The organism is Pseudaquabacterium inlustre, assembly GCF_038066595.1.
Classification (GTDB): Bacteria; Pseudomonadota; Gammaproteobacteria; order Burkholderiales; family Burkholderiaceae_C; genus Pseudaquabacterium; species Pseudaquabacterium inlustre.
Window position 1 is genome coordinate 530,135 of record NZ_JBBUTH010000008.1, and the last position, 24,493, is coordinate 554,627.

Genomic DNA, 24,493 nt, shown 5'->3' on the forward strand with positions numbered 1-24,493 from the left:
CCGGGCCACCGGGTCAAGCCTGGCGCGACCGTTCAGCCCGAGGTGCTGACGGACGGCACCGCGGCTGGCATGGCCTGCAGCGCCAGCTGCACGGCTTGCAGCCAGGCGAGCAGGCGCTCGCCCTGCAGGAAGCCGCGGCTGCCGGGCTCGGCGGCGCTGCGCGGCGCATCCAGGCGCGCGGCCAGCGTGTCGAACAGCGCGGTCTCCAGGCTGTCCTGGGCCACCAGCAGCAGCCATTGCTGGCCGGCCACCGCTTCGGTGCGGGCGCCGGCCGGCAGCAGCGCGGCGCGGCGGGTGCGCCAGGGCACGCCCACCTGCAGCACGGCCTCGGGCGCCACGCTGGGCGCCTGGCCCGGCGCCAGCAGCGCGATGCCGTCGCGGGCCAGGCCGCGCGCCTGCAGCGCGGCGTCTAGCTGGGCGGCATCCGCCTCGGTCTCGCACAGCACGGCCACGGCCAGCGGTGCGGCGGCCTCGGCGCCGGGCGCCCAGGCCTGCAGCTGATCGGCCACGGCCTGCACCACGGCGTCGGCCAGCGGGCTGGTCTCGACGGCCGGATCGGCGCGGTGGCAGGCGGCCAGCGCGGCGCGCAGCGTGGTGGCCAGGCGCCACTGGTCGGTGTCGGACAGGTAGCCGCTGGCCTGCCAGCCGGCGAGGCCGCGGCGCAGCGTGGCCAGGGCGCGGTCATGGGCCTCGCGCTGGGCCGGGGCCAGCGGCACGAGGCGCTCGCTGTAGACCAGCGCCGGCAGCTGCTCGGCCACCTCGGCGCGCTGGCGCTGCAGCACGCTGCGCGACAGCGCGTCGGACACACGTTCGACATCGGCCTCGCCCAGCGTGGCGCGGCCTTCGCGGGCGGCCTGCACCTCGCGCAGCGCGGCCAGGGCGCCCAGGCGGTCGCGGTCCAGCCAGGCCACCAGCTGCGCCAGCAGCGCCGGCTGGTCGTCCAGCGGCGCTCCGCACAGCACCAGGGCCTGCGGCGCCTGGTCCAGCACGGCCCAGGCCTCGGCATCCAGGGCCAGGCGCTGCGGCTCGTCGACGATGACCAGCTCGGGCGTCCAGTGCGCCAGGTGCGCGGCGTCGCTGGCCAGGGCCTCGGGCGCCAGGATGCGCACCTCGGCCGCCTGCGACCAGGCCGCCTGGCGCTGGTGCAGCCCGCCTTCCATGACCTGCGCGTCCAGGCCGGCAAAGCGGCGCCAGGCGCGCTGCCAGGCCAGGCGCTCGCTGGCGCCGCTGATCACGGCCACGCGGCGCAGGCCGAAGTGGCGGCGCCACAGCTGTGCGGCGGCAATGGCCTGCACGCTCTTGCCCAGGCCGCGTTCGTCGGCCAGCAGGCCGCGGCCGGCCACCACGGCCCACAGCGCACCTTCGGCCTGGAACAGCGGCAGCGGCGCGGTCAGCAGCTGGCGCAGCGCCGGGCTGGCCGGGCCGTCGGGGTAGGCGGCCAGCAGCACGCCGGCACGGGTGCGGGCATCGCGGCGCGCGGCCAGCTGCGCCCACACGGCAGGATCGACCTCGACGCGGTGGCCTTCGTCGCCGGCCTGGCGCAGCAGGCGCGGCAGGCTGTCGTCGTCGTCATCGCCCAGGCGGCCGTCGGCGCCCAGGCGTTCGAGCGCGGCGTAGAACAGCGCATCGCTGGCGCCATGGCCGGTCTGCCAGACGATTTGGCGCTGGTCGCCGTCGACACAGCGCAGCGTGCTGTGCGCCGGGCCGCTGGGGGCCGGGCGCGGCGGGCGGGCGGGGGCCGCCGGGGCCGGGGCCGGGGCGGGGGCCTCGGCGAGGGTTTCCGTCGCGACGTCGATGGGCGCGGCCGGCTCGGCGGAGGTGGCGGACTCGGTGTCTGGCACGGTGGCCGGCACGGCGCCGTCATCGGGCTCGGCGGCAGACGCTTCGGCCGCGGGCTCGGCGCGTTCGCCGCGATCGCGGTGGCGGTCACGGCCGCGACGGCGGTTGCGGCGGCCGCGCTCGCGCGGGGCGGCGGCGTCGGTGGTGGCCGGCGCTTCGGCCTCGGCGTCGCTGTCGGTGTCGGTGTCGGTGTCGGTGTCGACGTCGGCGGTCGCGTCGGCATCGGATTCGTCGGTGGCGATGGCTTCGGTGTGCTCCTGCTCGTCGATCGCTGCCTGGGCGGCCTCGGTCGATGGGGCGGCTGCGGCTTCGGTCGCGGGCGCACTCACCAACTCGGCCACCACGGCGGGCGCCGCTTCGGCTGCAGCGACCGGTTCAGCATCCGCAACCGGTGCAGCAGCGGCGGGAGCGGACGCAGCGGCCTTGCGCGGGCTGCGCTTGCGCGCCGGCGCCGGGGCGGCGTCGGCTGGCGCGGTGGCAGCGGTGGCCGCGTCGGCGGCGTCAGCCGTCACCTCGTCCGCCATGACCTTGCCCTCGTCGGCCGCGGCGGCCTGGGCCGTCTTGCGGGCCGGCGCCTTCTTCGCGGCGGCTTTCTTCGCGGGGGCGGCCTTCTTGGCGGCTGTCTTGCTGGCAGCCGTCTTCTTCGGGGCGGCCTTCTTCGGCGCGGTCTTCTTCGGGGCCTTCTCAGGCGCAGCGGCTTCGGCGGCGGGCGCCACGGCTTCCGTGACGGCGGGGGCCGGGGCCGGGGCTGGCGATGCCTCGGCCGCGGGCGCAGCGGCCGCCTTCCGCGCGGATTTCACGGCGGGTTTGGCCGCGGCCGTGGCCGCTGCCTTGGTGGCCTTCTTGCGCGCCGGCTTGGCCGGGGCGTCGGTGGTCGCGGGGGTGTCCGGCGCGGCGGGCGCAGCGGCGGCAGGGCTCAGCGCGGGCGTGTCGGCCGCGTCGGTGGTGGCGGCGCCGGCGCGGCGCCGGGGAGTCCGTTTTTGGGCAGGGGTGGTCGCCATGGGGCGTGGGTGTCTTGTCTCGGGCAGGTGGCCTGCTGTCGGGCCGCCCGCAGTGTCGGGTGGAAGGATGTCCGCCGTGCGGCTGGCTACACGCCGCGGGCGCGGTCGGACAGGAATTGCGCACGGAAGGCGGCGAACCCGCCTGGGCCTTGGTCGAGCGCTGCGCGGATCTCGCGCATCAGGTTCAGGTAGTAGTGCAGGTTGTGGATGCTGGCCAGCATCGGGAACAGCATCTCGCCGCAGCGGTCGAGATGGTGCAGGTAGGCGCGGCTGAAGCCACCGGCGCAGGCCTCGCAGCCGCAGGTGGGGTCGATCGGGCCGGGATCGGTCTTGTGCCGCGCGTTGCGGATCTTCAGGTCGCCGAAGCGCGTGAACAGGTGGCCGTTGCGCGCGTTGCGGGTGGGCATCACGCAGTCGAACATGTCCACGCCGCAGGCCACGCCCTCGACCAGGTCGTCGGGCGTGCCCACCCCCATCAGGTAGCGCGGTTTGTGGGCCGGCAGCCGGTGGGGGGTGTGCGCCATGATGCGGCGCATGTCTTCCTTGGGTTCGCCCACCGAGACGCCGCCCACCGCATAGCCGGGCAGGTCCATCTCGACCAGGGCCTGCAGCGATTCCTCGCGCAGGTGCTCGAACATGCCGCCCTGCACGATGCCGAACAGCGCGTTCGGGTTCTCCAGGCGGGCGAATTCGTCGCGGCAGCGGTGCATCCAGCGCCGGCTCAGCTCCATCGAGCTGCGTGCCTCGGCCTCGGTGGTCAGGCGGCCCTTGACCTCGTAGGGCGTGCACTCGTCGAACTGCATGACGATGTCGCTGTTGAGCACCGTCTGGATCTGCATGCTCACCTCGGGGGTGAGGAACAGGCGGTCGCCATTGACCGGCGAGGCGAACTTGACGCCTTCCTCGCTGATCTTGCGCATCTCGCCCAGGCTCCAGACCTGGAAGCCGCCGCTGTCGGTGAGCATCGGCCGCGGCCAGCGCTCGAAGCCGTGCAGGCCGCCGAAGCTGCGCACGATGTCCAGGCCCGGGCGCATCCACAGGTGGAAGGTGTTGCCCAGGATGATCTGCGCGCCCATCGCCTCCAGCGACTGCGGCATCACGCCCTTGACCGTGCCGTAGGTGCCCACCGGCATGAACACCGGCGTCTCCACCACGCCATGGTTCAGCGTGAGGCGGCCGCGGCGGGCCAGGCCCTCGGTGGAAAGCAGGTCGAACTGGAGCATGGGGCGGCATTGTCGCCGAGGCGTGCGCTTCGCCACACCGCTGCCCGGCGCGCCGGCATCAGGCCGTCGCGGCCGGCGCCGATGATGTGCGGATGAGCCGAATTGCCCCGCCCTCGACGCCCGCTGTGCGACGTCCGTTCCGCCTCGCCTGCGTGGCCCGCTTGACCGGTCCGACCCGTCATCCCCTGCCCGCCGCGCTGGCGCTGGCCGCCGCCCTGGCCCTGGGCGCTGCGGGCCCGGCGCTGGCCGACAAGTGGCTCAGCCAGGACAAGGCGCGCGGCACCGGCGTCTACCAGTGGGACGACGGCGCGCGCTACGAGGGCGAGGTAGCCCAGGGCAAGCGCCATGGCCGCGGCACCATCACCTGGCCCGACGGCCGCAAGCTGGAGGGCGTGTTCTCGAACAACGAGACGGTGTCGGGCCGGCTCACGCTGGTCAATGGCGAGGTCTACGACGGTGCCCTGCGCGGCTACACCCGCCACGGCCGTGGCAGCCTGCAGTGGCCGGATGGTCGCCGCTTCGACGGCGAGTTCATGGACGGCGAGCCGCTGGCCGGCACGCTGCTGAAGGCCAATGGCCAGCGCCTGGAGGTGGACCTGCGCGCCCAGCGCCAGCGCCTGAGCGGCAGCGCCACCGTGCTGGGCCTGGACGGCTCGCGCTACGAGGGCGAGCTGGTGCAGGGCCGCTTCCAGGGCCGCGGCGTGCAGGTGTTCGCCGACGGCCAGCGCTACGAAGGCGGCTATGCCGCGGGCCAGCGCGACGGCCAGGGCACCTACACCTGGCCCAGCGGCCAGCGCTACGAGGGCGGCTGGCGCGCCGGCCAGTACCACGGCCGCGGCCTGATGGTGCGCAGCGACGGCAGCCGCCACGAGGGCGAGTACGCCGAGGGCAAGCGCCATGGCGAGGGCGTGGCCACCTGGCCCAGCGGCGAGCGGCACGAGGCGCGCTGGGCGCAGGACAAGCTGGCCCAGGGCCGCATCCTCTACGCCAGCGGCAACCGCTACGAGGGCGGTTTCGACGCCGCCGGCAAGTACGAGGGCCCGGGTGTCTTCACCTGGCGCAGCGGCCACCGTTACGAGGGCACGTTCGTCGCCGGCCTGCAGCAGGGCCAGGGTACCTACAGCTGGCCCGACGGCGACCGTTTCGAGGGCCAGTTCGCCAACGACCGCCCGTCCCTCGGGCGCTTCACCACGGCGGCCGGCCAGGTGCGCGAGGTCGACCTGCGCGCCGAGGCCGAGCGCCTGAGCGGTCGCCACGTCACCGTGGGCACCGGCGGCGCGCGCTTCGAGGGCGAGTTCGTCGATGGCAAGCGCCAGGGCGCCGGTGTGCTGCTGTGGCCCGACGGCCGGCGCGACGAGGGCCGCTACGAGGCCGGCGTGCTGGTGCAGGGCCGCAACCAGATGGCCAATGGCGAGGTCTATGAAGGCGGCTTCGACGCCCAGGGCCGGCGCAGCGGCCAGGGCACCTACACCTGGCCCAGCGGCCAGCGCTACGAGGGCGAATGGCGCGAGGGCAGCTACCACGGCCGCGGCAGCCTGCTGCTGGCTGGTGGCGGCCGCTACGAGGGCGACTGGGCGCAGGGCAAGCGCAGCGGCCAGGGCGTGCACACCCAGCCCGACGGCCTGCGCTACGAGGGCGGCTGGCTCGACGACCGCTATGCCGGCAGCGGCCGCATCCGCTACGCCAGCGGCCAGACCTACGAAGGCGAGTGGCTGGCCGGCCAGCGCGCCGGCCGAGGCGTCTACACCTGGCCCGATGGCCAGCGCTACGAGGGTGAATGGCTGGCCAACGAGCAGCACGGCCGCGGCACCCTGCTGTGGGCCGACGGCCTGCGCTACACCGGCGACTGGCGCCAGGGCAAGCGCGAAGGCCAGGGCGAGATGACCTGGCCCGACGGCGACCGCTACGTCGGCGCCTTCGTCGACGGCAAGCGCCAGGGGCCGACACAGTTCGACGCCGCGCGCCAGCGCAAGCAGGAAGAGCGCGCATCGTCACGCGTGGAGACCGGCCAGGTGCTGGTGGGCCTGTTCGGCGCCGCGCTGATCGGCCGCGCGCCGGGCATCAGCGGCGCCGAGAAGGCGCGCATGATCAGCGGCTATGTGTCCGACGTGATGACCGACAGCGGCGGCAGCGGCATGCGTGCCGCCGCCGCCGACATTCAGGCCGGCCGCGCCCAGGCCCAGGCGCAGGCCCTGGCGCTGCAGCAAGCCCAGGCCGAGCAGGCGCGCAAGCTCGAGGAGGCACGCCGCGCCCAGGAGAGGCAGGCCCAGGAGCGCCAGGCGCAACAACAGCAGCAGCAGCAGGCACAGCGCCTGGCGCTGCTGCAGAACCCGGCGGCGCAGGCCTCCGGCACAGCCGCTGCCAGCGCGGGCCCGGCGGCGCAGGCCGTGGCACAAGCCCAGCAGGCGCAGCATCAACAGCAGGCCCAGCAACAGCATGCCCAGGCCGAGGCAGCGCGCAAACGCGCGCAGGCCGAAGCCGATGCGGAAGCCGCGCGCAAACGGGCCGAAGCCGAGGCCGAGGCCGCGCGGCGCAAGGCCGAGCGCGAGGCCGAACTGGCGCGCAAGAAGGCCGAGGAGGAGGCCCGCCGCCAGGCCGAGGCCCAGGCGCGCAGCGACTACCTGCAGGCGCTGCGCAAGAACCTGGACCTGCGCGCACGCCGCTGTCCGGACGGCGAGGGCCACTACTACGTGGTCGGCCTGCTGCCCAAGCTGGGCGCCGAGAAGAAGCCCGTGTCCTGCCTGGACGTGCACTACGAGGCGCTGTGCCCCGGCAGCGTGGTCGGCAGCAAGGGCGTGGTCAAGACCTTCGTCGGCATCGCCACCGACTGCTTCATGGGCGATGCCGCCAAGATCGAGCCCAAGCCCGCCTGCAAGCTCGAGGAGGTGCGGGTGGTGACCCGCGACGTGCGCGGCTGCGGCGAGTAGCCTGCCGGCACAGGACGGCGGGCCGCGGCCCGCCCGCCGGCGCTCAGCCCTTCTTGGCCGTGTCCAGCGTCAGGATCCACTTCACCAGCTTCTTGGCGTCGGCTTCCTTGATCGCCACGGCATTGGGCGGCATGGCCAGGCCCGAGACCTTGCCCTTCCAGTGGCTGTCGTAGGGGTTGGAGCCGGCCAGCACGGTCTGTGTCAGCTTGGCGTCGGCGCCCTTCTGGCCCTTGTACTTGGCCGACACGTCCTTCCAGGCCGGGCCGATCGGCGCCAGACCGTCCGGGCCCTTGGCGCCCGGCTCGATGTGGTGGCAGGTCATGCAGCCGCTGGCGGTGGCCAGCTTGACCATGGCGTCGTGGTCGTCGGCGCGTGCGCTGCCGGCGGCCAGCGCCAGGCCCGTGGCGGCCAGGGCGAGAAGAAGGGGCGACTTGGTTTGCATGGTGCTACTCCAGCGGATGACGGTTGATCGCGTCGATGGCGGCATCTTGCGGTGCAGCACGGCCCGCGATTTGATCGATCTCAAGTCGCACGCCCATTTCGCCAGGATGGAGCAGCGGTGTTTCGGGCTGGAGCAACCGCCCGGCCGGCCCGCGTCGCGGTTGCAGAATCCAGCCGACACGCCACACAGGAGGAGCCCCATGACCGCTGCCGTTCCACCGCCCTGCCAGGCCTTGCCGCGGCCCGGTCGGCGCCAGCTGGCGGTCGCCCTGGGCGGCGCATGGCATTGATCGCACGCGGCCCCGGCCCGCGCGAGCGGGTGTCGGCCGAGGACCTGAACGTCGCGCCCGCACTGCTGGGACGGCCGCTGGCGGGGCCGGGCCGGCGTGCGGCGGCCATCGCCATCGACGGGCTGTGGATCGCCGCCTTCCACGCGCTGGGCAATGTCTGGGTGGCGCTGGCACTGGCCGCGCTGCTGCTGTGGCAGCGTGCGCGCCGCCGGGTGACGGCTGGTGCGCCAGCCGATGCCGCGCCGGCCGACGGGGCTCCGGCCGGCCGGCCCTGGCGCGCCACGCTGCTGGCCGCGGCCCTGCTGTGCCTGGGCGCGCTGACCGAGGGCGATGGCGCCGGCGACGCCGCATCCGGCGCCGCGTCCGCCACCTGGGCCAGCCCTGCGGCCTCACCGCCACAGCAGCCCATCGATCGCTTGCAGGCGCGCATCGCCGCCCAGGACGCCGAACTGCAGCGCCTGCGCAGCCCCGGCCTGGGCGCCTGGCAGGCGCGCGCGCGGCACTGGCTGGACGAACTGGGCGAGGGCTGGGTGTGGTCGCTGGCCTACTTCATGCTGCTGCCGGCCGGCTGGCTGGGTGGCCGGCCGGGGCAGACGCTGGGCAAGCGCTGGCTGGGCCTGTGCGTGGCCGAGCTGACCGGCAAGCCGATGACGCCGATGCGCAACCTCAAGCGCTACGGCGGCTATGCCGCGGGCATGGCCACCGGTGGCCTGGGCCTGCTGCAGCTGCTGTGGGACGGCAATCGCCAGGCCATCCAGGACAAGACCGCGCACACCGTGGTGCTGGACCTGCGGCGACACTGAACCCCGCCCGGCGCTGGGACTTGGCGCCGGCGCGGTGGCGGTGGCCCCGGCCGCGGGCTATCGTCGCGGCGGGCTCGGGGCGTCGCTGGCCACCCGGGGCCGGCAGGGGGAGGACACCGGCGTGAGCGAAGGTCCGCTGCAGACCGTGCAGGCCACGGTGCTGTTTGCCGATGTGGTGGAGTCCATGCGCCTGATCGCGCAGGACGAGCCGCTGCATGCCGCCCGCGTGCAGCGCCTGGTGCGCGGGCTGGGGCAGCGCTACGTGCAGCAGTTCGGTGGCCGCGTGCTCGAGCGCCGTGGCGACGGGCTGCTGGCCAGCTTCGAGTCGCCGCGCCAGGCCGCCGCCGCGGCCCTGGCCAGCCTGGCGGCGCTGCCCGCCAGCGGCGATGCCGCCGCCGGCCTGGCGCCGCTGCAGCTGCGCATCGGCCTGCATTGCGCGTCGCTGCTGCTGGACGAGGACGGTGGCGCCTATGGCCAGGGCCTGGGCCTGGCCGCTCGCCTGGCGGCACTGGCCCAGCCTGACGAGGTGTGGCTCAGCGCCGAGGTGCGCGACCAGCTCACCGAGCCGCTGGACGGCCAGCTGGTCGACCAGGGCGAGGTCTTCGTCAAGCATGTGCCGCAACCGCTGCGCGCCTACCGCCTGCGGGCAGGCCCGGCAGCGGAGGTGCTGACCGCCGGGGCCGGGGCCCGCGCGCCCGACGGCGGTCACCAGGCCCCGCCCGACATCCGGCCGCGCCTGGCGGTGCTGCCGCTGGCTTGGGACGCGGCGTGCGCGGTGGCGCCGACTGCAGCCACGGGCCCCGGTGCCGCCCCCGGTGCCGGTCCCGATGCAGGCGATGTGCTGGTCGACCGCCTGGCCGCCGCGCTGTCGGCCAGCCCGCTGCTGCAGATCACGTCGATGCTGTCGTCCAACGCCTTTCGCGGACGCGGCATCGCGCCCGCCGAGGCCGGTCAGCGCCTGGGGGCCGACTACGTGCTCGCCGGCCTGCGCCTGCCGACCGAGGCGCACCGGCTGGCCGTGCAACTGCGCCTGCTGCATGTGCGCACCGGTCGCTGCGTGTGGGAGGCCGAGCGCGCCTGCGCCGCGGCGGCGGTGGCCGATGCCGGGCCGCCCTGGCTCGGCGAGGTGGTGCTGGCCGTGGCAGACGCGCTGTCCGTCACCGAGCTCGACATCGCCCGCGGCCAGCCGCTGCCCAACCTGGCCACGCACACGCTGTACCTGGCGGCGGTGGGCATGCTGCACCGCTTCTCGCGCAGCGACTTCGAGCGCGCGCACGACATGCTGCAGGCCCTGCGTGAGCGCGCGCCACGCCATGCCGTGCCGGCGGCCTGGCTGGCGCGCTGGCATGTGTTCCGCATCGTGCAGGGCTGGTCGCCCGACGTCGCGCGCGACAGCGCCCTGGCCAGCGACCAGGCGCAGCGCGCGCTCGACCGCGACCCGGATTCCTCATTGGCCTTGACGATGGCCGGCTCGGTGCGGGCCGGCGCCCACCTCGACATGGCCGGCGCCCGCTCCTACTATGAGCTGGCCCTGACGCGCAACCCGAGCGAGCCGCTGGCCTGGCTGCTCAAGGGCGTGGCCCACGGCTTTCTCGGCGAGGGCGAGGCCGCCCTGGCATCCAGCGAAAGGTCCCTGCAGTTGTCGCCGCTCGACCCCCTGCGCTTCTACTACGACTCGCTCAGCGCCACCGCGGCGATGGGGGCCCGGCAGTACGCCCGCGCGGTCGAGCTGGCCGAGCGCGCCATCCGCGCCAACTGCATGCATGGCTCGAGCTACCGGGCCCTGGCCATCGCCCAGATGATGCTGGGCCGCACCGACGACGCGCGCGCCACCGTGCTGCGCCTGCGGGCGGTCGAGCCCGGTTCCAGCGTGCGCCAGTTCCTGTCGCGCGCCGCGGTCGACAGCGAGCAGAACCGGCTGTTCGCCCGCGCACTCGCCGATGCCGGCTTGCCGGCCGGCTAGCCCGTCGCCATCCAGGGAGGAGTTTTCGCATGACGATCTACAGCAGCCTGCAGGGCGCGCAAGGCGCCCAGGGTGCGCAGGGAGCCCAAGGCGCACAAGGCGCGCAAGGTGCACAAGGGGCCTATGGCGCCTGGGTGCCGCATTTCGCGCAGGCGGCCGCGGCGCCCACCTCGGGCCTGGGTCCGGGCGCCGATGCGGCCATGAGCTTCGCCCTCACCGCCAGCCGCGAGGAGCTGGTCGAGCCGCGCCTGGCCGCGGGCTGGTCGCCGGCGCGCCCGCTGGCGCTGCCCGCGGTGGGTCGGCCCGGCAGCGCCGCCCGGTGGTCCGACGACATCCGGGTCGAGAACTGCATCACCGCGCTGATGGAGCCGCTGCATTGGCGCCTGTCCGGCGACCGTCTGATGGTGTGGCACCGCCAGATGGGCGCCGATGCCGCGGGCGTTCCGCAGCTGGACGCGGTGGCGCTGGTGATGCGCCTGCGCCGCCCGCCGCAGGCGCTGTTCGAGGCCCAGGTGCAGATGGTGTTCGACATGGCCGACCTGCGCCAGGAGCGGCTGTCCGAGATCGTCGGCCAGATCGGCATCCCGATGCAGTTCTGGGCGTCCATCGCCGACCTCAACCCCACCCAGCACCGGCGCACGCTGGAGCTGCTGGCGGTGGCGCTGCAGGCGCTGTCGCACCTGAACCAGATGGCCAAGCACAGCTTCGCGTGCCCGCGACCCACGGCCTATTCGCCCAGCATCCAGCCGATGATCAACCCGCGCCGCTTCGGCGCCTTTCCCTGCGGCCATGCGGCCGAGGCCTTCCTGGTGGCGCGGCTGCTGCAGATGCTCAGCGGCCAGGCCGTCGGCAGCGCGTTCGACACCCAGCTGCAGCGCCTGGCCAAGCGCATCGCCGACAACCGCGTCGTGGCCGGCGTTCACTTCCCGATCGACAACGTCGCCGGGCGCCTGGTCGGCGAGACCTTCGCGGGCTATGTGCGCGCCCGCTGCCTGGGCGGTGGCTGGCAGCCGCGCGGCTTCGACGGCGAGGCCTGGCGCGATCCGGCCACGCAGCTGCCCTGGCCGGCGCTGATGCGCGACTTCGACCGCCACGAGCCGCTGGACGCGGCCGGCGTCACCGCGCAGCGCGCGCTGCCGGCCTATGTCGAGGCGCTGGATGCGCAACCGGCGCTCGAGCCGGCCCAGGACACGGTGGCCGACCGCGACGCCGTCTCGCCCGAGCCGGGCCGCGGCGTGCTGCGCCATGCCTGGGCCCTGGCCTGGGACGAGTGGGGCGACTGGCGCTGAGCCGGCGATGGCCGCCCCCGCCCCCACCGTGCCGCAGCCCTCGGCGATCTGGGCCCCCGGCAGCGCCGCCGCCGCGCGACCGCGCGACCCCTACCTGCGCTGGGCCGAGCTGAGCGCCTGGCGCCCGCTGATGCCCGGTGGGCGGCTGCCGGCGCAGCTGTCCTTCGTCGTCGAGCGCAGCGCCGACAGCCCTGGCTGGGACGCCGTGCGCAGCCCGGTGTTCGGGGCCGAGGTGCCCGCGGCCTACGACGAGCCGCTGCCCGGCCGCGGCACGCCCTCGCGTTTTGCCACGCTGCGCATCGCCACCGCGCTGCCCGGCCAACCCACGCTGCCGCCGCCGGCACTGGCCGCGCGCGTGGCCGGCGTGCTGGGCAACCCGGCCGTGGCGCGGCTGCAGCTGGGCTACCCGCGCGGCGCGGCCACATCGGCGCCGGGCGCGCCGGCCGGTCCGGTGCGGCCGCTCACCCGGCCGGCGGCGGTGGTGCTGGGCGTCATCGACTACGGCTGCCCCTTCGCCCATGCCGGCCTGCTGGATGCCACCGGGACCACCCGCGTGGCCGCCCTGTGGCAGTGCACCACGCGTGACGTGGCGCAGCCGCCCTGGCAGCTGCCGCCCGGCTTCACGCATGGCCGGATGCTGGGCCACGACGCCCTGCAGGCGCTGCTGGACGCGCACCGCATCGACGGCGCGGTCGACGAGGCCCGCTGCTACGAGACCGCGTACGCGGTGATGGACACCGCGCCGGCCAGCGCCACCCACCCGGCCCGGCGCTGGCTCAAGCCGTCGCGTGCGCTGCTGTCGCGGGCCTCGCACGGCAGCGGCGTGCTGGCGCTGGCGGCCGCGCCCGCGGCGGGCCTGGTGGCGCGGTGGCCCGCCGGCCTGCCGCCGGCCGAGCAGCCGCCTGCCGCGCTGCATGCGCCGCCGGGCGATGTGGCCTCGCGCAGCCCGCTGCTGGTGGTGGACCTGCCGCGCGAGCAGTCCGAGGTGTCCTCGGGCCGCTGGCTGCCGGTCAATGCGCTGGACGGTCTGCGCTTCATCACCGCCGAGGCGCGGAGCCGCTTCCACTGGGCGCCGGCCGATGGCGCGGCGGCGGACCCGGCCGCCACGCCGCCGGCGCGCCTGCCGGTGGTGGTCAACCTGTCGTCGGGCGCGCACGCGGCGGCACGTGCCGGCCAGGCCATGTTCGAACGGGCGATGGACGAGTTGCTGCAGGCCGACGAGCACCTGGCCATCACGCTGGCCGCCGGCAACAGCCGGCTGAACGCCAGCCATGCGGCGCTGGAGGTGCCGGCCGGTGGGTGGGCCGAGCTGGGCCTGTTCGTGCCGCCGGCCCAGCCCTTCGACAGCTGCGTGGAGTTGTGGCTGCCGCCCGGCACCGCGCTCGACCAGGTGGCGATCGAGGTGACGGCGCCCGACGGCACCTGCCTGCGCGTGGACGGCCGCACACCCGAGATGGAATGGCGCTGCCAGCCCGACCAGCCGTGCGCCGCACTGCTGCTGTACTCCGAGGTGGTGCAGGCCACCGACCGGCCGATGGCCCTGCTGGCCATCTGGGGCACCACCAGCAGCGTGACCCGCCAAGCACCCGCGCCGGCCGGGCCCTGGCTCCTGCGCGTGCGCCAGGGCGGCGACGGGCCGCTGGCGGTGTCGGCCTGGATCGAGTGCGACGAGGTGATCTTCGGCCGGGTGCGGCCGCAGTCGGCGCGCTTCTTCAACCCGCAGCGCTGTGCCGCGGATGAGCGGCCGCAGGAGGTCGCCGCCCGTGTGGTGCGGCGCGACGACACGCTGAGCAACGTGGCCACCGGCGCGCTGACGCTGGCCGTGGCCGCGTACACCGGCCGCCGAGACGACGGGCCGGTGTCGGGCTACTCGGGGATGCCGGGCCTGGCGGCGGGCGCCGGCGGCCTGCCGCAACGCTGGCTGCCGCTGGCCGCGGCGGCCGACGCCGGCATCAGCCATCCCGGCATGCGCCTGCCGGGCAACCGGCGCGCCGTGCTGCAGCGCTTCAACGGCACCAGTGCCGCGGCGCCGCAGGCCGCACGCCACGTGGCCAACCAGATGGCCACCGGCCTGACGCGCAGCAGCCTGGTGGCCGCGCTGCCCGCCACACCGGCACCCACGCCGGTGCCGCCCGACTGGCTGCGGCACCCGGCCGAGCCGCCGCTGGGGCCCGGGCCGCTGGCTGCGCACCCGGCCGACGGCCGCCTGCGCGTGCCCTGACCGCAGCCCGCCGCCGCGCCGCAGGCCGGCGCGGCCGGCCCGGGCCTCACTTCACCAGGGAGGACAGCACCGAGTCGATGGCCTCGCCCAGCTTGGCCGCGCCCAGCGCCTTGCAGGCGGCGGCATCGGCGCCGGCCTTGGCGTCGAACACGGTGGCGGTCTTGTCGGGCACGAACTGCAGCACCTTGCCAGCGCGCGGCACCAGCATCGCGCGGGCGGTCACCACGCAGGTCTTGTCGGCGGTGAAGCCGCCTTCGACCTGGCTGATGAAGCCCCACTTGGCCAGTGGATACAGCTTGGCCAGGCGCTTGGCACCCTTGGCTTCGATCTGCTTGGCCCACTCGGCCTCGGCCGTGGCCTTGTCCATCACCGCCTCGGACGAGCGGTCGACGATCAGGTACTTGGGTGCGGCCTTGGGGGCCTTGGCGGGGGTGTCGGCGGCCTGGGCGGCGGTGGCCGTCACGGTGGCCAGCAGGGCTGCGGTCAGCAGGCGAAGCATCATGGGGTGTTCCGGGTGGGAAAGTGACAAACGCGCCGAGTGTACGGACGCGCAGCACCTCGCCACCCTCGGGAGGCACCTGAGCCCAGGTACGAATCGGTTACGCCAGCCGCCCCGTCTGGAAGTCGCTCACCGCCTGCATCAGCTCGTCGCGGGTGTTCATCACGAACGGGCCGTACTGGGCGATCGGCTCGTGCAGCGGTGCACCGGCGATCAGCAGCGCGCGGGCGCCCTCGGGCCCGGCGGCCAGCAGCACGCCATCGGTGCCGGGCGCCGGGTTCATGCCGCCGCCGACCAACACGGCCATGCGCTGGGCCGGCACCTCGGTGCCCTCGATGCGCACGGCGCCACGGTAGGTGTAGACGAAGGCGTTGTGGCCTTCGGGTAGCGGCTGGGCGAACACCGCGCCGGGCGCCAGGTGCACATCCAGGTACAGCGGCAGCGTGGTGGGGCGCTGCACGGCGCCGGCCACGCCCTGGCTCTCGCCGGCGATCACGCGAACGGTCACGCCGTCGGCGCGCCATTCGGGGATCTGCTCGCTGGGGATGTCGCGGTAGCCGGGGGCCTGCATCTTGTCGGCGCTGTGCAGGTTCAGCCACAGCTGGAAGCCCTCCATCACGCCCTCTTCCTGCTCGGGCAGCTCGCTGTGGATCACGCCGCGGCCGGCGGTCATCCACTGCACGCCGCCATTGCTCAGCAGGCCCTCGTGGCCGGCCGAGTCGCGGTGGCGCATGCGCCCGGCGATCATGTAGGTGATGGTCTCGAAGCCACGGTGCGGGTGATCGGGGAAGCCGGCGATGTAGTCGCCCGGCTGGTCGGAGCCGAAGGCGTCGAGCATCAGGTACGGGTCGAGCCGGCGCTGCAGCGGCTGCGTCAGCACCCGGGTGAGCTTGACGCCGGCGCCGTCCTGCGTGGGCTGGCCGGTGACCAGGCGCTCCACCGCGCGCGGCTGGCGCACGGGCGTGGCGGGGGCGTTCGGGGCAGAAGGGGCGGTGATCGTGCTCATGGCGTGATCGTGGCACGGCGCCCGGCCCGCGCGGTGCACAGGGCCTTGAACACAGCGTTCGCCGGCGCTGCATGGCGCGGCCGGGTGGCCGGGCCGCTTTGCGCCGCGCTACGCTGCGCACCGTGTCCACTGCATCGTCTTCCCCCACCCTCGGTACCGCCCACCGCCGCCGCCTGCGCGAGGTGTGGCGCTCGGCAGGCTGGCCCTGCCGCGATCCGCTGGAGGCCGAGCTGCTGGCCGCCGGCCTGCTGGCCCAGCAACTGGATGCCGCCGGGCGCGAGACGCTGCGCGTCACCGAGGCCGGCATCGCCGTGCTGGCCGACACGCTGCAGAAGAACCGCGCCGCGCGCGATGCGCACGAGGCCCTGGTGGCCCGCGTGGCGCGCGAGATGCAGCGTGCCGGGCGCATCGTCTGGCGGGGCCTGAGCCTGCGCGCCCGCGTCGGTCTGGTCACCGACGACGCCGGCCAGGAGGTCGACGGCCCCGATGCTGCCTGGGCGATGGCCATGCCCGATGTCTACTCGATCCGCCACACCACCAAGGAGGCCTGGCTGCTGCCGGTGGCGCACGAGATCAAGGTGCGCCGCGCCGACCTGCTGTCGGACCTGCGCCGCCCGGCCAAGGGCGAGGCCTACCGCTGGCTGGCCAGCGAGTGCTGGTACGTGATCCGCGAAGGCATCGCGCGGCCCGAGGAGATTCCGCCGGCCTACGGCGTGCTGGTGGCGCCCGAACGCGGCCCGCTCGAGGTGGCGCGCCCGGCGCCACAGCGCGCGATGCGCCTGCCCTTCCCGGTGTGGATGGCCCTGGCCCGCGCCACGCCCGAGCCGCTGGACGACGACGCGCAGCTGGCGCTGGGCGCCGATCCGGAACCCGATCCGCGGGCTGACCACGGCGCCGACGGGGAAAGCGCCAAGCCGGCCGACGCGCCACCGGCGCCACAATCCGCGATCCCCACGAAGGACGCCTGAAACCCCGATGCGAGCACCCCTGCGCAGCGCTTGTTCCCGCCTGGCCCTGGCCAGCGCCATCACCCTGGTATTGGGCCTGCCGGCCAGCTTCAGCACCCAGGCCGCGGCCCTGCCCGGCCCGGGCGTGGCCTGGCAGCAGGCCGGCGCCGATGCCGACGTCGACCGCGCCTTCGCCCAGGCCCGGGCCGAGAAGAAGCCGGTGCTGCTGTACTGGGGCGCCAGCTGGTGCCCGCCGTGCAACCAGCTCAAGGCCACGCTGTTCAACCGGCAGGACTTCATCGACCGGGCCAAGGGCTTCGTCGCCGTGCATGTGGATGGCGACCTGGCCGGCGCGCAGAAGCTGGGCGGCCGTTTCAAGGTGCGCGGCTACCCCACGCTGATCCTGTTCAACCCCGAGGGCGCCGAGATCACCCGCCTGCCCGGCGAGGTGGACGCGCCGCAGGTGATGGCCCTGCTGCAGCAGGGCCTGGCCGGTGGCCGGCCGGTGAAGGCCGTGCTGGCCGATGCCCGCGCCGGCAAGCCGCTGAGCGGCGGCGAGTGGCGCATGCTGGCCTTCTATGGCTGGGACACCGATGAATCGCAGCTGGTGCCCGCCGCCGAGCGCGCCGCGCTGCTGGGCCAGCTGGCCGCCGCCTGCCCGCCGGCCGAGCGCGATGCCGGCACGCGCCTGCTGCTCAAGGCCCTGGCCGAGAGCGACGACGGCAAGGGCCTGAAGCCCGACGCCGCGCTGCGCGCCAAGGTACTGGCCGTGCTGGCCGATGCCGCCGCCAGCCGCGCGCAGATGGACGTGGTGGTGAACTTCGCCACCGACATCACCAAGGCGCTGGCGCCCGAAGCGGGATCATCGCGCCCCCACGTCGCTTCGCTCCTGCCCCCCGAGGGGGCGTCCGGTCCCTTGGGGCGGCCCGGCGGGACCGACCGGCAGAAGCTGGCCACCGCTTTCGACGCCGCGCTGCAGCGCCTGGAGGCCGATGCCAGCCTGTCGCGCGCCGACCGCATGTCGGCGCTGGTCTCGCGCGTGCAGCTGGCGCGCATCGACCAGGCCAAGGACGAGCGCGCGCCCAAGATCCCCGCCGCGCTGCTGCAGCGCGTGCGCGAGGCCGCGGCGCGCGAGGACCGCGAGATCACCGACCCCCACGAGCGCCAGGCCGTCATCACCTCGGCCGCCTACCTGCTGGGCGAGGCCGGGCTGTGGGCCGACAGCGATGTGCTGCTCAAGGCCAACCTGGCGCGCAGCCATTCGCCGTACTACCTGATGAGCCAGCTGGGTGGCAACGCCCGCAAGCAGGGCCGTGCCGACGAGGCGCTGCGCTGGTACGAGGAGTCGTTCACCAAGGCGCAGGGCCCGGCCACGCGGCTGCAGTGGGGCTCGGGCTACTTTGCCGCGCTGGTGGAGCTGGCGCCGCAGGACGAGGCGCGCATCGAGCGCGTGGCGCGGCAGCTGATCGACGAGGCCGCGCGCGACCCCGCGGCCTTCCACGAGCGCAGCGCGCGCGCGCTGCAGCGCATGGGCGGCAAGCTGGCCAGCTGGAACGCGCAAGGCCAGCACGAGGCCGTGGTCAAGCGCCTGCAGACCAGCCTGCAGCCGGTGTGCGGCAAGCTCGATGCGGCCGACGCGCAGCGTGCCACCTGCGAGGCCTTGCTGAAGAACGCCGCCCGGCGCAGCAGCTGATCGCCCCGCGCGGCGGTGGCCGCGTGCGCATGCATTGCGCGGGCCGTGGCTGCGCGCATACACCCCCGGGTTTGCGGGGCGGTGGATTGCGGCGCGTCAAGCCGCCGGCGGACGGCGGGTGCTGAACTGTGCTCCTGGAGAGAAGCCCTCGAACAGGAGACGTCGTGATGGCACCGTTGCATGCACCGGCGGCCGGCTGTGGCCGCCTGCCCCGTTCCACCCCGGCCCGCCCCGCGGCGCTGGGGCTGGCCCTGCTGCAGGCCCTGCTGCTGGGGGCGCTGGCCGCGCCAGCCGGCGCGGCAGAAGGCAGTTGCTCGGCCTCGGGCAGCACCCGCGCCGATGGCGGCGCACCGTCCAGCTTCGGGGTCGGTTGCAGCGGCGTCACCACATCCAGCGGCACGGTGTATGTGGACGCCGACGAAGGCCGGCGCTACAGCTTCAGCCAGGGCGCACTGGCCAGCGCCAGCGCGACGGCCGGTGCCGGTGCACTGCATGCCTACGCAAACGCGCGCGCCAGTTCCGACCCGATGGCCTATGTCTACACCAACGCCGATGGCGAGACCAAGCAGGTGGACGACGTCTACCTGGCCAGTGCCCAGGCGCGTGCGTCGACGACCTGGCAGGACACCATCACCGTCCACATGCCGGTGGGCACCTACGTGCCCAACGTGGTGCTGAACTTCCACCTGCAGCTCAGCGGCAGCGCCGCACGCAGCGGCGCCGGGTCGGCTTCGGTGGACACCTGGCTGTTCGTCGATCACCCGCGCTACCCGGGGCTGGACATCGCGATGCAGCTCACCGGCGCCGACCTGGTCGGTGGCGTGGCGCAAGCCCAGCGCTCGGCCGGCGGCTTCCAGTGGTCGACCTTCAACATCAGCGCCAGCCTGGGCGCGCAGGCCGATGCCTGGGCCGGCCGCCAGACGCCGGGTGGCGGCTACGTGGCCTGGTCGGAGGCCACGGCCAATGCGGCCAACACCGCCGGCTTCTGGATCGAGGTGATGACGCAGGGCGTCACGCTCACCAGCGCCAGCGGGCACGACTACAGCAGCCTGCCGGTGCCCGAGCCGGCCAGCGGGGTGATGCTGGCCGGCGGCCTGGCCGCGCTGGCTGGCGTGCGGGCATTGGCGCGCCGCCGCCAGCAGCGGGGGGCCTGAGCGTCAGGCCAGGCCTTCGGCCTTCAGCGTGGCCTGCACGGCGGGCAGCGCGGCCACGCGCTCACGCCAGGCCAGCAGCTGGGTGTAGGGCGACAGGTCCACGCCGGTGGGCTTGGCCCAATTGGTCACGGTGAACAGGTAGGCGTCGGCGGCGGTGAAGGCATCGCCCATCACATAGGTCTTGCCTTCCAGCTGCTCGTTCACCCAGCGCAGGCGGCCGGCCAGGCGCTCGCCCATCGCGGCCTTGAACTCGGCGTTCGCGGCCGGGTTGAAGAAGATGCCGAAGCCGCCCTTGTGCAGCTCGGTGCTGATGAAGGTCAGCCAGGCCTGCAGGCGGTAGCGCTCCATCGTGCCGTTGGCGGGGGCCAGGGCCTTGGCCGGCACCTGGTCGGCCACGTACTGCATGATCACCGGGCACTCGGTCAGGCGCTCGCCGTTGTCCAGCTGCAGCAGCGGCACGTAGCCCAGGGGGTTGATGGCGCGGTAGTCGCTGCCGTCGGGCAGCACCTTGGTCTTGGTGGGGGCCGCAATGGCCTCGAAGGGCAGGCCCGAGGCCTGCAGCACGATGTGGGCGGCCATCGAGCAGGCGCCGGGGCTGTAGTAGAGCTTCATGCGGAGGACTCCTTCGGGGTGGGTGGCGTGGATGCCGCAACGTCCACCCGGCGCGGCACATCGCCGCGGAAATGGTGAACGCCGAAGTATGCTGCGCCCACACCATTGCTGCAGGACACCGCCCATGCCTCGCCCCGTGCTCGACGACGCTGCCCTCCATCCCGCCATCCGTGCCCGGGTGGCCGATGCGCACGCCGACATCGTGCGCGAGGTGCAGGAGGCGGTGCGCCGCCACCCGGTGGTGGTGGTGGGCATGGCCGCCAACCCCTGGCCCAAGAAGGCGCGCCGCGCACTCGATGCCGCCGGCATCGCCCACCACGACCTGGACTACGGCGGCTACCTCAGCCAGTGGCGCCGCCGCAATGCGCTGAAGATGTGGAGCGGCTGGCCCACCTTCCCGATGGTCTTCGTCAAGGGCCAGCTGGTGGGCGGCGCGCAGGATCTGCAGAAGCTGATCGACAGCGGCGAGCTGAAGCAGCTGCTGGCCTGATGCGCCTCAGCGCTCTGGCTCCCGCCCTGGCGCCCGCGTTGGCCGTGCTGGCCCTGCTGTCGGCCGCCGTGCCGCCGGCCCGGGCCGCACAGGCCGCACAGGCCGCGTCGGTGGCATCGGCGGCAACCACCACCTCGACCGCATCGAGCCCGCCCGAGCCGTCCACCGGCCTGGCGCCGTGCCGGCTGCGCCACCGTCCGCAGGCCGCGCTGTGCGGCGTGCTGCGCCGTCCGCTCGATCCGGCGCGGCCCGGGGGCGTGGCCATCGACATCCACTACGCCGTGCTGCCGGCGCAGGCGCGGTTGAAGGCGGCCGACCCGGTGTTCTTCTTCGCCGGTGGGCCCGGCCAGAGCGCCATCGATGCCGCGGCGCACTTCGCCGGCCAGCACGGGCGGCTGAACCAGCGCCGCGATCTGGTGTTCGTGGACCTGCGCGGCACCGGCCGCAGTGCGCCGCTGCGCTGCGCCGACGACCGGCCCGATGCGCCGGCCCCGCCGCTGGCCGCGCAGTACAGCGCCGAGGCCCGGCTGCAGCGGCTGGCGGCCTGCCGCGCGGCGCTGCAGGCCCTGCCGTACGGTGATCTGCGCTTCTTCAGCACCACGCTGGCGGTGGCCGATGTGGAGGCCGTGCGCCAGCGCCTGGGCGCGCCGCGGGTGAATGCCATCGGCGTGTCCTACGGCACACGCGTGGTGCTGGAGTGGCTGCGCCAGACGCCGCAGGCGCTGCGCCGCGCGGTGCTGGACGGCGTGGCGCCGCCCGACCTGCGCCTGTCCGAGGCCGCCGCGCTGGACAACCAGCGCGCGCTCGACGCCCTGCTGGCCGGCTGTGCTGCCGACGCCGGCTGCGCGAGCCGCCATCCGCAGCTGCGCCAGCAGCTGCAGGCCCTGGCCGCGCGCCTGCCGGCCGCGCTGAGCCTGCCGCATCCGCTGACCGGGCAGCCCGAGCGTGTGACGCTGGACCGCGACGCCTTTGCCGCGCTGCTGCGCGCGCCGTTGTACGCCCCGGTCCTGGCTGCCGGCCTGCCCGCCGCCATCGACGCCGCCAGCCGCGGCCAGTGGGCGCCGCTGGCCACGCTGGGTGCCGCGCTGGGCGGCGGCGACATGGGCATCGCCACCGGCCTGCACCATGCCGTGGTGTGCAGCGAAGACCTGGGCGACCACGCGCCCGAACCACCGCCCGAGGAGCGCGCCGCCGCGCAGGACGGCAGCAACCTGTTCGCCAGCGCGTTCCGGCACCTGTACCAGCGCGCCTGCACCGGCTGGCCGCGCGCCGCCGTGCCGGCGGCCTTCTACCGTGTGGCGCCATCGCCGGTGCCGGTGTGGCTGCTGTCGGGCGGGGCCGATCCGGTGACGCCGCCGCGCCATGCCGAGCGCACCGCCGCCGCGCTGGGCGCGCAGGCGCGGCACATCGTGATGGCCCAGGCCGGCCATGGCGTGCTGTCGCAGCCCTGTGTGCGCGATGCGGTGCGCGGCTTCATCACGCTGGACGACGACGCCGCCGCGCTGGCTGCAGAGCGCGAGGCGCTGGCCAGCTGCGGCCAGCGCCTGCCGCGCCCGCCGGCCTTCGTGCCGCCTGGCCTGTCCGCCGTGCAGGCTGTTCAGGAGGCCCGATGATCGAGGTGCAAGGCGTCGCCAAGGCCTACCCGGGCCCGCCCACCGGCCGCGGCTGGGGCCCGTGGCGCCGCGCCGGCGCGCCGGTGCAGGCCGTGCGCTCGGTCAGCTTCACGGTGGCCGACGGCAGCATCACCGGCCTGCTGGGGCCCAATGGCGCCGGCAAGACCACCACGCTGCGCATGGTGGCCGCGCGCGTGAAGCCCGATGCCGGTGCAGTGCGCGTGGACGGCATCGACGTGGCCACCGACCCGCAGGCCGTGCGTGCCCGCCTGGGCGTGCTGAGCGATGCGCGTGGCCTGTACCCGCGCCTGACTGCACGCGAGAACATCGTCTACCACGGCCGCCTGCACGGGCTGGACGCCGACACCGCCGCCGCCCGCGCCGACACGCTGGCGCGCCTGCTGGAGATGGCGCCGCTGCTGGACCGCCGCACCGAGGGCTTCAGCCAGGGCGAGCGCATGAAGACCGCGCTGGCCCGCGCGCTGGTGCACGACCCCAGCCACCTGATCCTGGACGAGCCCACCAACGGCCTGGACGTGCTGGCCACGCGCGCGCTGCGCGAGGCCCTGCGCACGCTGCGCGACGAGCGCGGCCAGTGCATCGTGTTCTGCACCCACATCATGCAGGAGGTGGAACGCCTGTGCGACCGCGTGGTGGTGGTGGCCGGTGGCCGCACCGTGGCCGAGGGCACGGTGTCCGAGCTGCTGGCGCGCAGCGGCTGCGACGACTTCGAGGCCGCCTTCGTGCGCCTGGGCTACGGCGAGGGGCACCCATGACCGCGATGCTGCGCCAGCTGCTGCAGGTGCTGAAGAAGGAGGTGGTCGACGCGCTGCGCGATCGCCGCACCATCGCCGTGATGCTGCTGTCCTCGGTGGCCATCGGGCCGGTGATGTTGCTGGGCCTGTCGGCCCTGGTGGCCGAGCTGGAAACCCAGGCCCGCGCGCGCACGCTGATGGCCGTGGGCATCGACCATGCGCCCACGCTGGCCAACTACGCCGCGCGCCAGGGCTACACGCTGGAGCCCGCGCCCGCCGACCACGAGCGCGCGCTGGCCCGGCGCGACCTGGGACTGGCCGTGCTGGTGCTGCCGCCCGACTTCGAGGCCGCGCTGCTGGCCGGCCGTGCACCGCAGCTGGTGCTCAAGACGGCCAGCGGCAACACCCGCGCGCAAAGCAGTGCCAGCCAGTGGCAGCAGCTGCTGGCCGGCTTCCAGCAGGAGCAGGCCATGCTGCGCCTGGTCTGGCGCGGCGTGCCGCCGGCGGTGCTGCAGGTCATCCAGACCGACGAGCAGGACATGGCCGACGCCCGCCAGCGCTCGGCCCAGTTCACGCGCATGCTGCCGATGTTCATCCTGATGGCGGTGGTGTACGGCGCCTTCCACACCGCACTCGACAGCACCGCCGGCGAGCGCGAGCGCGGCTCGCTGGAGCCGCTGCTGATGACGCCGGCCTCGCGCGCCGCGCTGGTGCTGGGCAAGTGGGGCGCGGTGGCGCTGCTGGCCATGGGCGTGGCGGTGCTGTCGTGCCTGAGCTTCCTGCCCGGGCAGTGGCTGCTGCGCAGCGAGATGCTGGCCGCCAGCTTCCAGTTCGGCCCGCGCGAGGCGGCGCTGTTCCTGGCCCTGCTGCTGCCGCTGGCCGCGCTGATGGCCGCCGCGATGATGGCGCTGGCGCTGCGCAGCCGCAGCGTGAAGGAGGCGCAGGCCAGCGGCACGGTGCTGGTGCTGGCCTGCTCGTTCGCGCCGATGGTGCCGCTGTTCAGCCTGGGCGGCGAGGCGCCCTGGCACCTGTGGGTGCCGGCGCTGGCGCAAAGCACGCTGATGCAGCGCGTGCTCAGCGGCGAGGCCATCGCCGCCCTGGACCTGCTGCAGCCGCTGGCCGTGGCGGCGGCGCTCACCCTGGCCTGCCTGGCGCACCTGGTGCGCCAGCTCGGCCGGGTGTCCTGACATCGGCGCGTGGCGCGCCACCCACCCGAGGCCCCACCCGATGAACCTGCCCTGGTTGCCCTGGCCACTGCTGCTGCTGGTCCACCTGCTCGGCGCCGTGCTGTGGGTGGGCGGCATGGCCTTCGCCCATTTCGCCCTGCGCCCGGCGGCGGCCGAGGTGCTGGAGCCACCGCAGCGCCTGCCGCTGCTGGCCGCCACGCTGGGCCGCTTCTTCCGCCTGGTGGGGGTGGCCGTGCCGCTGATCCTGCTCACCGGCCTGGCGCTGCTGGGGCGCGTGGGTCTGGCCACCGCGCCGCCGGCCTGGCACGCCATGCTGGCGCTGGGGCTGGTGATGGCGGGCATCTTCGCGTTCATCGTCACCGTGCCCTACCCGCGGCTCAAGCGCCATGTGGCGGCGCGCGAGTGGCCGGCCGCTGGCGCGGCCATGGCCGTCATCCGCCGCTGGGTGGGCGTCAACCTGGTGCTGGGCACGCTGACGCTGGTGGCGGCGGTGTGGGGACGCTGAGGCGCTGAACGTCGCCGCGCCGCATGCCGGGCTCA

The 24,493-nt window shown here is 74.8% G+C and carries 19 protein-coding genes; 13 read left to right on the forward strand and 6 right to left on the reverse strand.

Going from position 1 to position 24,493, the window contains the following annotated elements:
• Positions 1 to 32: 32 nt before the first annotated feature.
• Both AACH10_RS16880 and tgt read right to left on the reverse strand, forming a co-directional pair.
• Positions 33 to 2,840: an SNF2-related protein gene (locus tag AACH10_RS16880; RefSeq protein ID WP_341411624.1), complete on the reverse strand. Its 2,808-nt coding sequence runs from the start codon at positions 2,838 to 2,840 to the stop codon at positions 33 to 35.
• 86 nt (positions 2,841 to 2,926) lie between these two features.
• On the reverse strand, positions 2,927 to 4,063 hold the full coding sequence (tgt, locus tag AACH10_RS16885; RefSeq protein ID WP_341411625.1) for a tRNA guanosine(34) transglycosylase Tgt: 1,137 nt from the start codon (positions 4,061 to 4,063) through the stop codon (positions 2,927 to 2,929).
• 161 nt (positions 4,064 to 4,224) lie between these two features.
• Here tgt and AACH10_RS16890 point away from each other — a divergent pair, with 161 nt between their 5' ends.
• On the forward strand, positions 4,225 to 6,990 hold the full coding sequence (locus AACH10_RS16890; protein ID WP_341411626.1) for an MORN repeat-containing protein: 2,766 nt from the start codon (positions 4,225 to 4,227) through the stop codon (positions 6,988 to 6,990).
• 43 nt (positions 6,991 to 7,033) lie between these two features.
• Here AACH10_RS16890 and AACH10_RS16895 read toward each other — a convergent pair whose 3' ends face one another.
• The gene (locus tag AACH10_RS16895; protein WP_341411627.1) at positions 7,034 to 7,432 is read right to left on the reverse strand and encodes a c-type cytochrome; all 399 of its coding nucleotides are present in this window, start codon (positions 7,430 to 7,432) and stop codon (positions 7,034 to 7,036) included.
• Between the two features lie 279 nt (positions 7,433 to 7,711).
• Here AACH10_RS16895 and AACH10_RS16900 point away from each other — a divergent pair, with 279 nt between their 5' ends.
• The 4 genes from AACH10_RS16900 (at position 7,712) to AACH10_RS16915 (ending at position 13,997) form a co-directional block, all read left to right on the forward strand.
• On the forward strand, positions 7,712 to 8,524 hold the full coding sequence (locus AACH10_RS16900; RefSeq protein ID WP_341411628.1) for an RDD family protein: 813 nt from the start codon (positions 7,712 to 7,714) through the stop codon (positions 8,522 to 8,524).
• A gap of 121 nt (positions 8,525 to 8,645) precedes the next feature.
• Positions 8,646 to 10,487 (forward strand): adenylate/guanylate cyclase domain-containing protein, encoded by a 1,842-nt coding sequence (locus AACH10_RS16905; protein WP_341411629.1) that lies wholly within the window; start codon positions 8,646 to 8,648, stop codon positions 10,485 to 10,487.
• 29 nt (positions 10,488 to 10,516) lie between these two features.
• A complete protein-coding gene (locus tag AACH10_RS16910) occupies positions 10,517 to 11,776 on the forward strand; it encodes a phosphatase PAP2 family protein (RefSeq protein WP_341411630.1) in 1,260 nt (419 codons plus the stop codon).
• Positions 11,777 to 11,783: 7 nt separating this feature from the next.
• Positions 11,784 to 13,997 carry a S8/S53 family peptidase gene (locus AACH10_RS16915; protein WP_341411631.1) on the forward strand — a complete coding sequence of 738 codons (2,214 nt, stop codon included), beginning with the start codon at positions 11,784 to 11,786 and terminating at the stop codon, positions 13,995 to 13,997.
• Between the two features lie 46 nt (positions 13,998 to 14,043).
• Here AACH10_RS16915 and AACH10_RS16920 read toward each other — a convergent pair whose 3' ends face one another.
• The gene (locus AACH10_RS16920; protein WP_341411632.1) at positions 14,044 to 14,499 is read right to left on the reverse strand and encodes a hypothetical protein; all 456 of its coding nucleotides are present in this window, start codon (positions 14,497 to 14,499) and stop codon (positions 14,044 to 14,046) included.
• A gap of 97 nt (positions 14,500 to 14,596) precedes the next feature.
• The gene (locus AACH10_RS16925; RefSeq protein WP_341411633.1) at positions 14,597 to 15,502 is read right to left on the reverse strand and encodes a pirin family protein; all 906 of its coding nucleotides are present in this window, start codon (positions 15,500 to 15,502) and stop codon (positions 14,597 to 14,599) included.
• A gap of 122 nt (positions 15,503 to 15,624) precedes the next feature.
• Here AACH10_RS16925 and AACH10_RS16930 point away from each other — a divergent pair, with 122 nt between their 5' ends.
• From AACH10_RS16930 to AACH10_RS16940, 3 genes are all read left to right on the forward strand, one after another.
• Positions 15,625 to 16,470, forward strand: a complete 846-nt coding sequence (locus AACH10_RS16930; protein ID WP_341411634.1) for a hypothetical protein — start codon at positions 15,625 to 15,627, stop codon at positions 16,468 to 16,470.
• 7 nt (positions 16,471 to 16,477) lie between these two features.
• On the forward strand, positions 16,478 to 18,142 hold the full coding sequence (locus AACH10_RS16935) for a thioredoxin family protein (RefSeq protein WP_341411635.1): 1,665 nt from the start codon (positions 16,478 to 16,480) through the stop codon (positions 18,140 to 18,142).
• A gap of 167 nt (positions 18,143 to 18,309) precedes the next feature.
• Complete coding sequence (locus AACH10_RS16940; RefSeq protein WP_341411636.1) at positions 18,310 to 19,296, forward strand: hypothetical protein; 987 nt, start codon at positions 18,310 to 18,312, stop codon at positions 19,294 to 19,296.
• Positions 19,297 to 19,299: 3 nt separating this feature from the next.
• Here AACH10_RS16940 and gstA read toward each other — a convergent pair whose 3' ends face one another.
• The gene (gene gstA / locus AACH10_RS16945) at positions 19,300 to 19,908 is read right to left on the reverse strand and encodes a glutathione transferase GstA (RefSeq protein WP_341411637.1); all 609 of its coding nucleotides are present in this window, start codon (positions 19,906 to 19,908) and stop codon (positions 19,300 to 19,302) included.
• Positions 19,909 to 20,032: 124 nt separating this feature from the next.
• Between gstA and AACH10_RS16950 the strand changes: the two genes are divergently transcribed.
• The 5 genes from AACH10_RS16950 to AACH10_RS16970 are packed head-to-tail and all read left to right on the forward strand — an operon-like array spanning position 20,033 to position 24,458.
• Positions 20,033 to 20,398 carry a glutaredoxin domain-containing protein gene (locus AACH10_RS16950; protein ID WP_341411638.1) on the forward strand — a complete coding sequence of 122 codons (366 nt, stop codon included), beginning with the start codon at positions 20,033 to 20,035 and terminating at the stop codon, positions 20,396 to 20,398.
• Positions 20,398 to 22,011 (forward strand): alpha/beta fold hydrolase, encoded by a 1,614-nt coding sequence (locus tag AACH10_RS16955; RefSeq protein WP_341411639.1) that lies wholly within the window; start codon positions 20,398 to 20,400, stop codon positions 22,009 to 22,011. The genes AACH10_RS16950 and AACH10_RS16955 overlap by 1 nt, the downstream gene beginning before the upstream one ends.
• Positions 22,008 to 22,787: an ABC transporter ATP-binding protein gene (locus tag AACH10_RS16960; protein WP_341411640.1), complete on the forward strand. Its 780-nt coding sequence runs from the start codon at positions 22,008 to 22,010 to the stop codon at positions 22,785 to 22,787. The genes AACH10_RS16955 and AACH10_RS16960 overlap by 4 nt, the downstream gene beginning before the upstream one ends.
• Positions 22,784 to 23,953: an ABC transporter permease gene (locus AACH10_RS16965; protein ID WP_341411641.1), complete on the forward strand. Its 1,170-nt coding sequence runs from the start codon at positions 22,784 to 22,786 to the stop codon at positions 23,951 to 23,953. The genes AACH10_RS16960 and AACH10_RS16965 overlap by 4 nt, the downstream gene beginning before the upstream one ends.
• A 40-nt stretch (positions 23,954 to 23,993) precedes the next feature.
• Complete coding sequence (locus AACH10_RS16970; RefSeq protein WP_341411642.1) at positions 23,994 to 24,458, forward strand: DUF4149 domain-containing protein; 465 nt, start codon at positions 23,994 to 23,996, stop codon at positions 24,456 to 24,458.
• Positions 24,459 to 24,493: the final 35 nt, after the last annotated feature.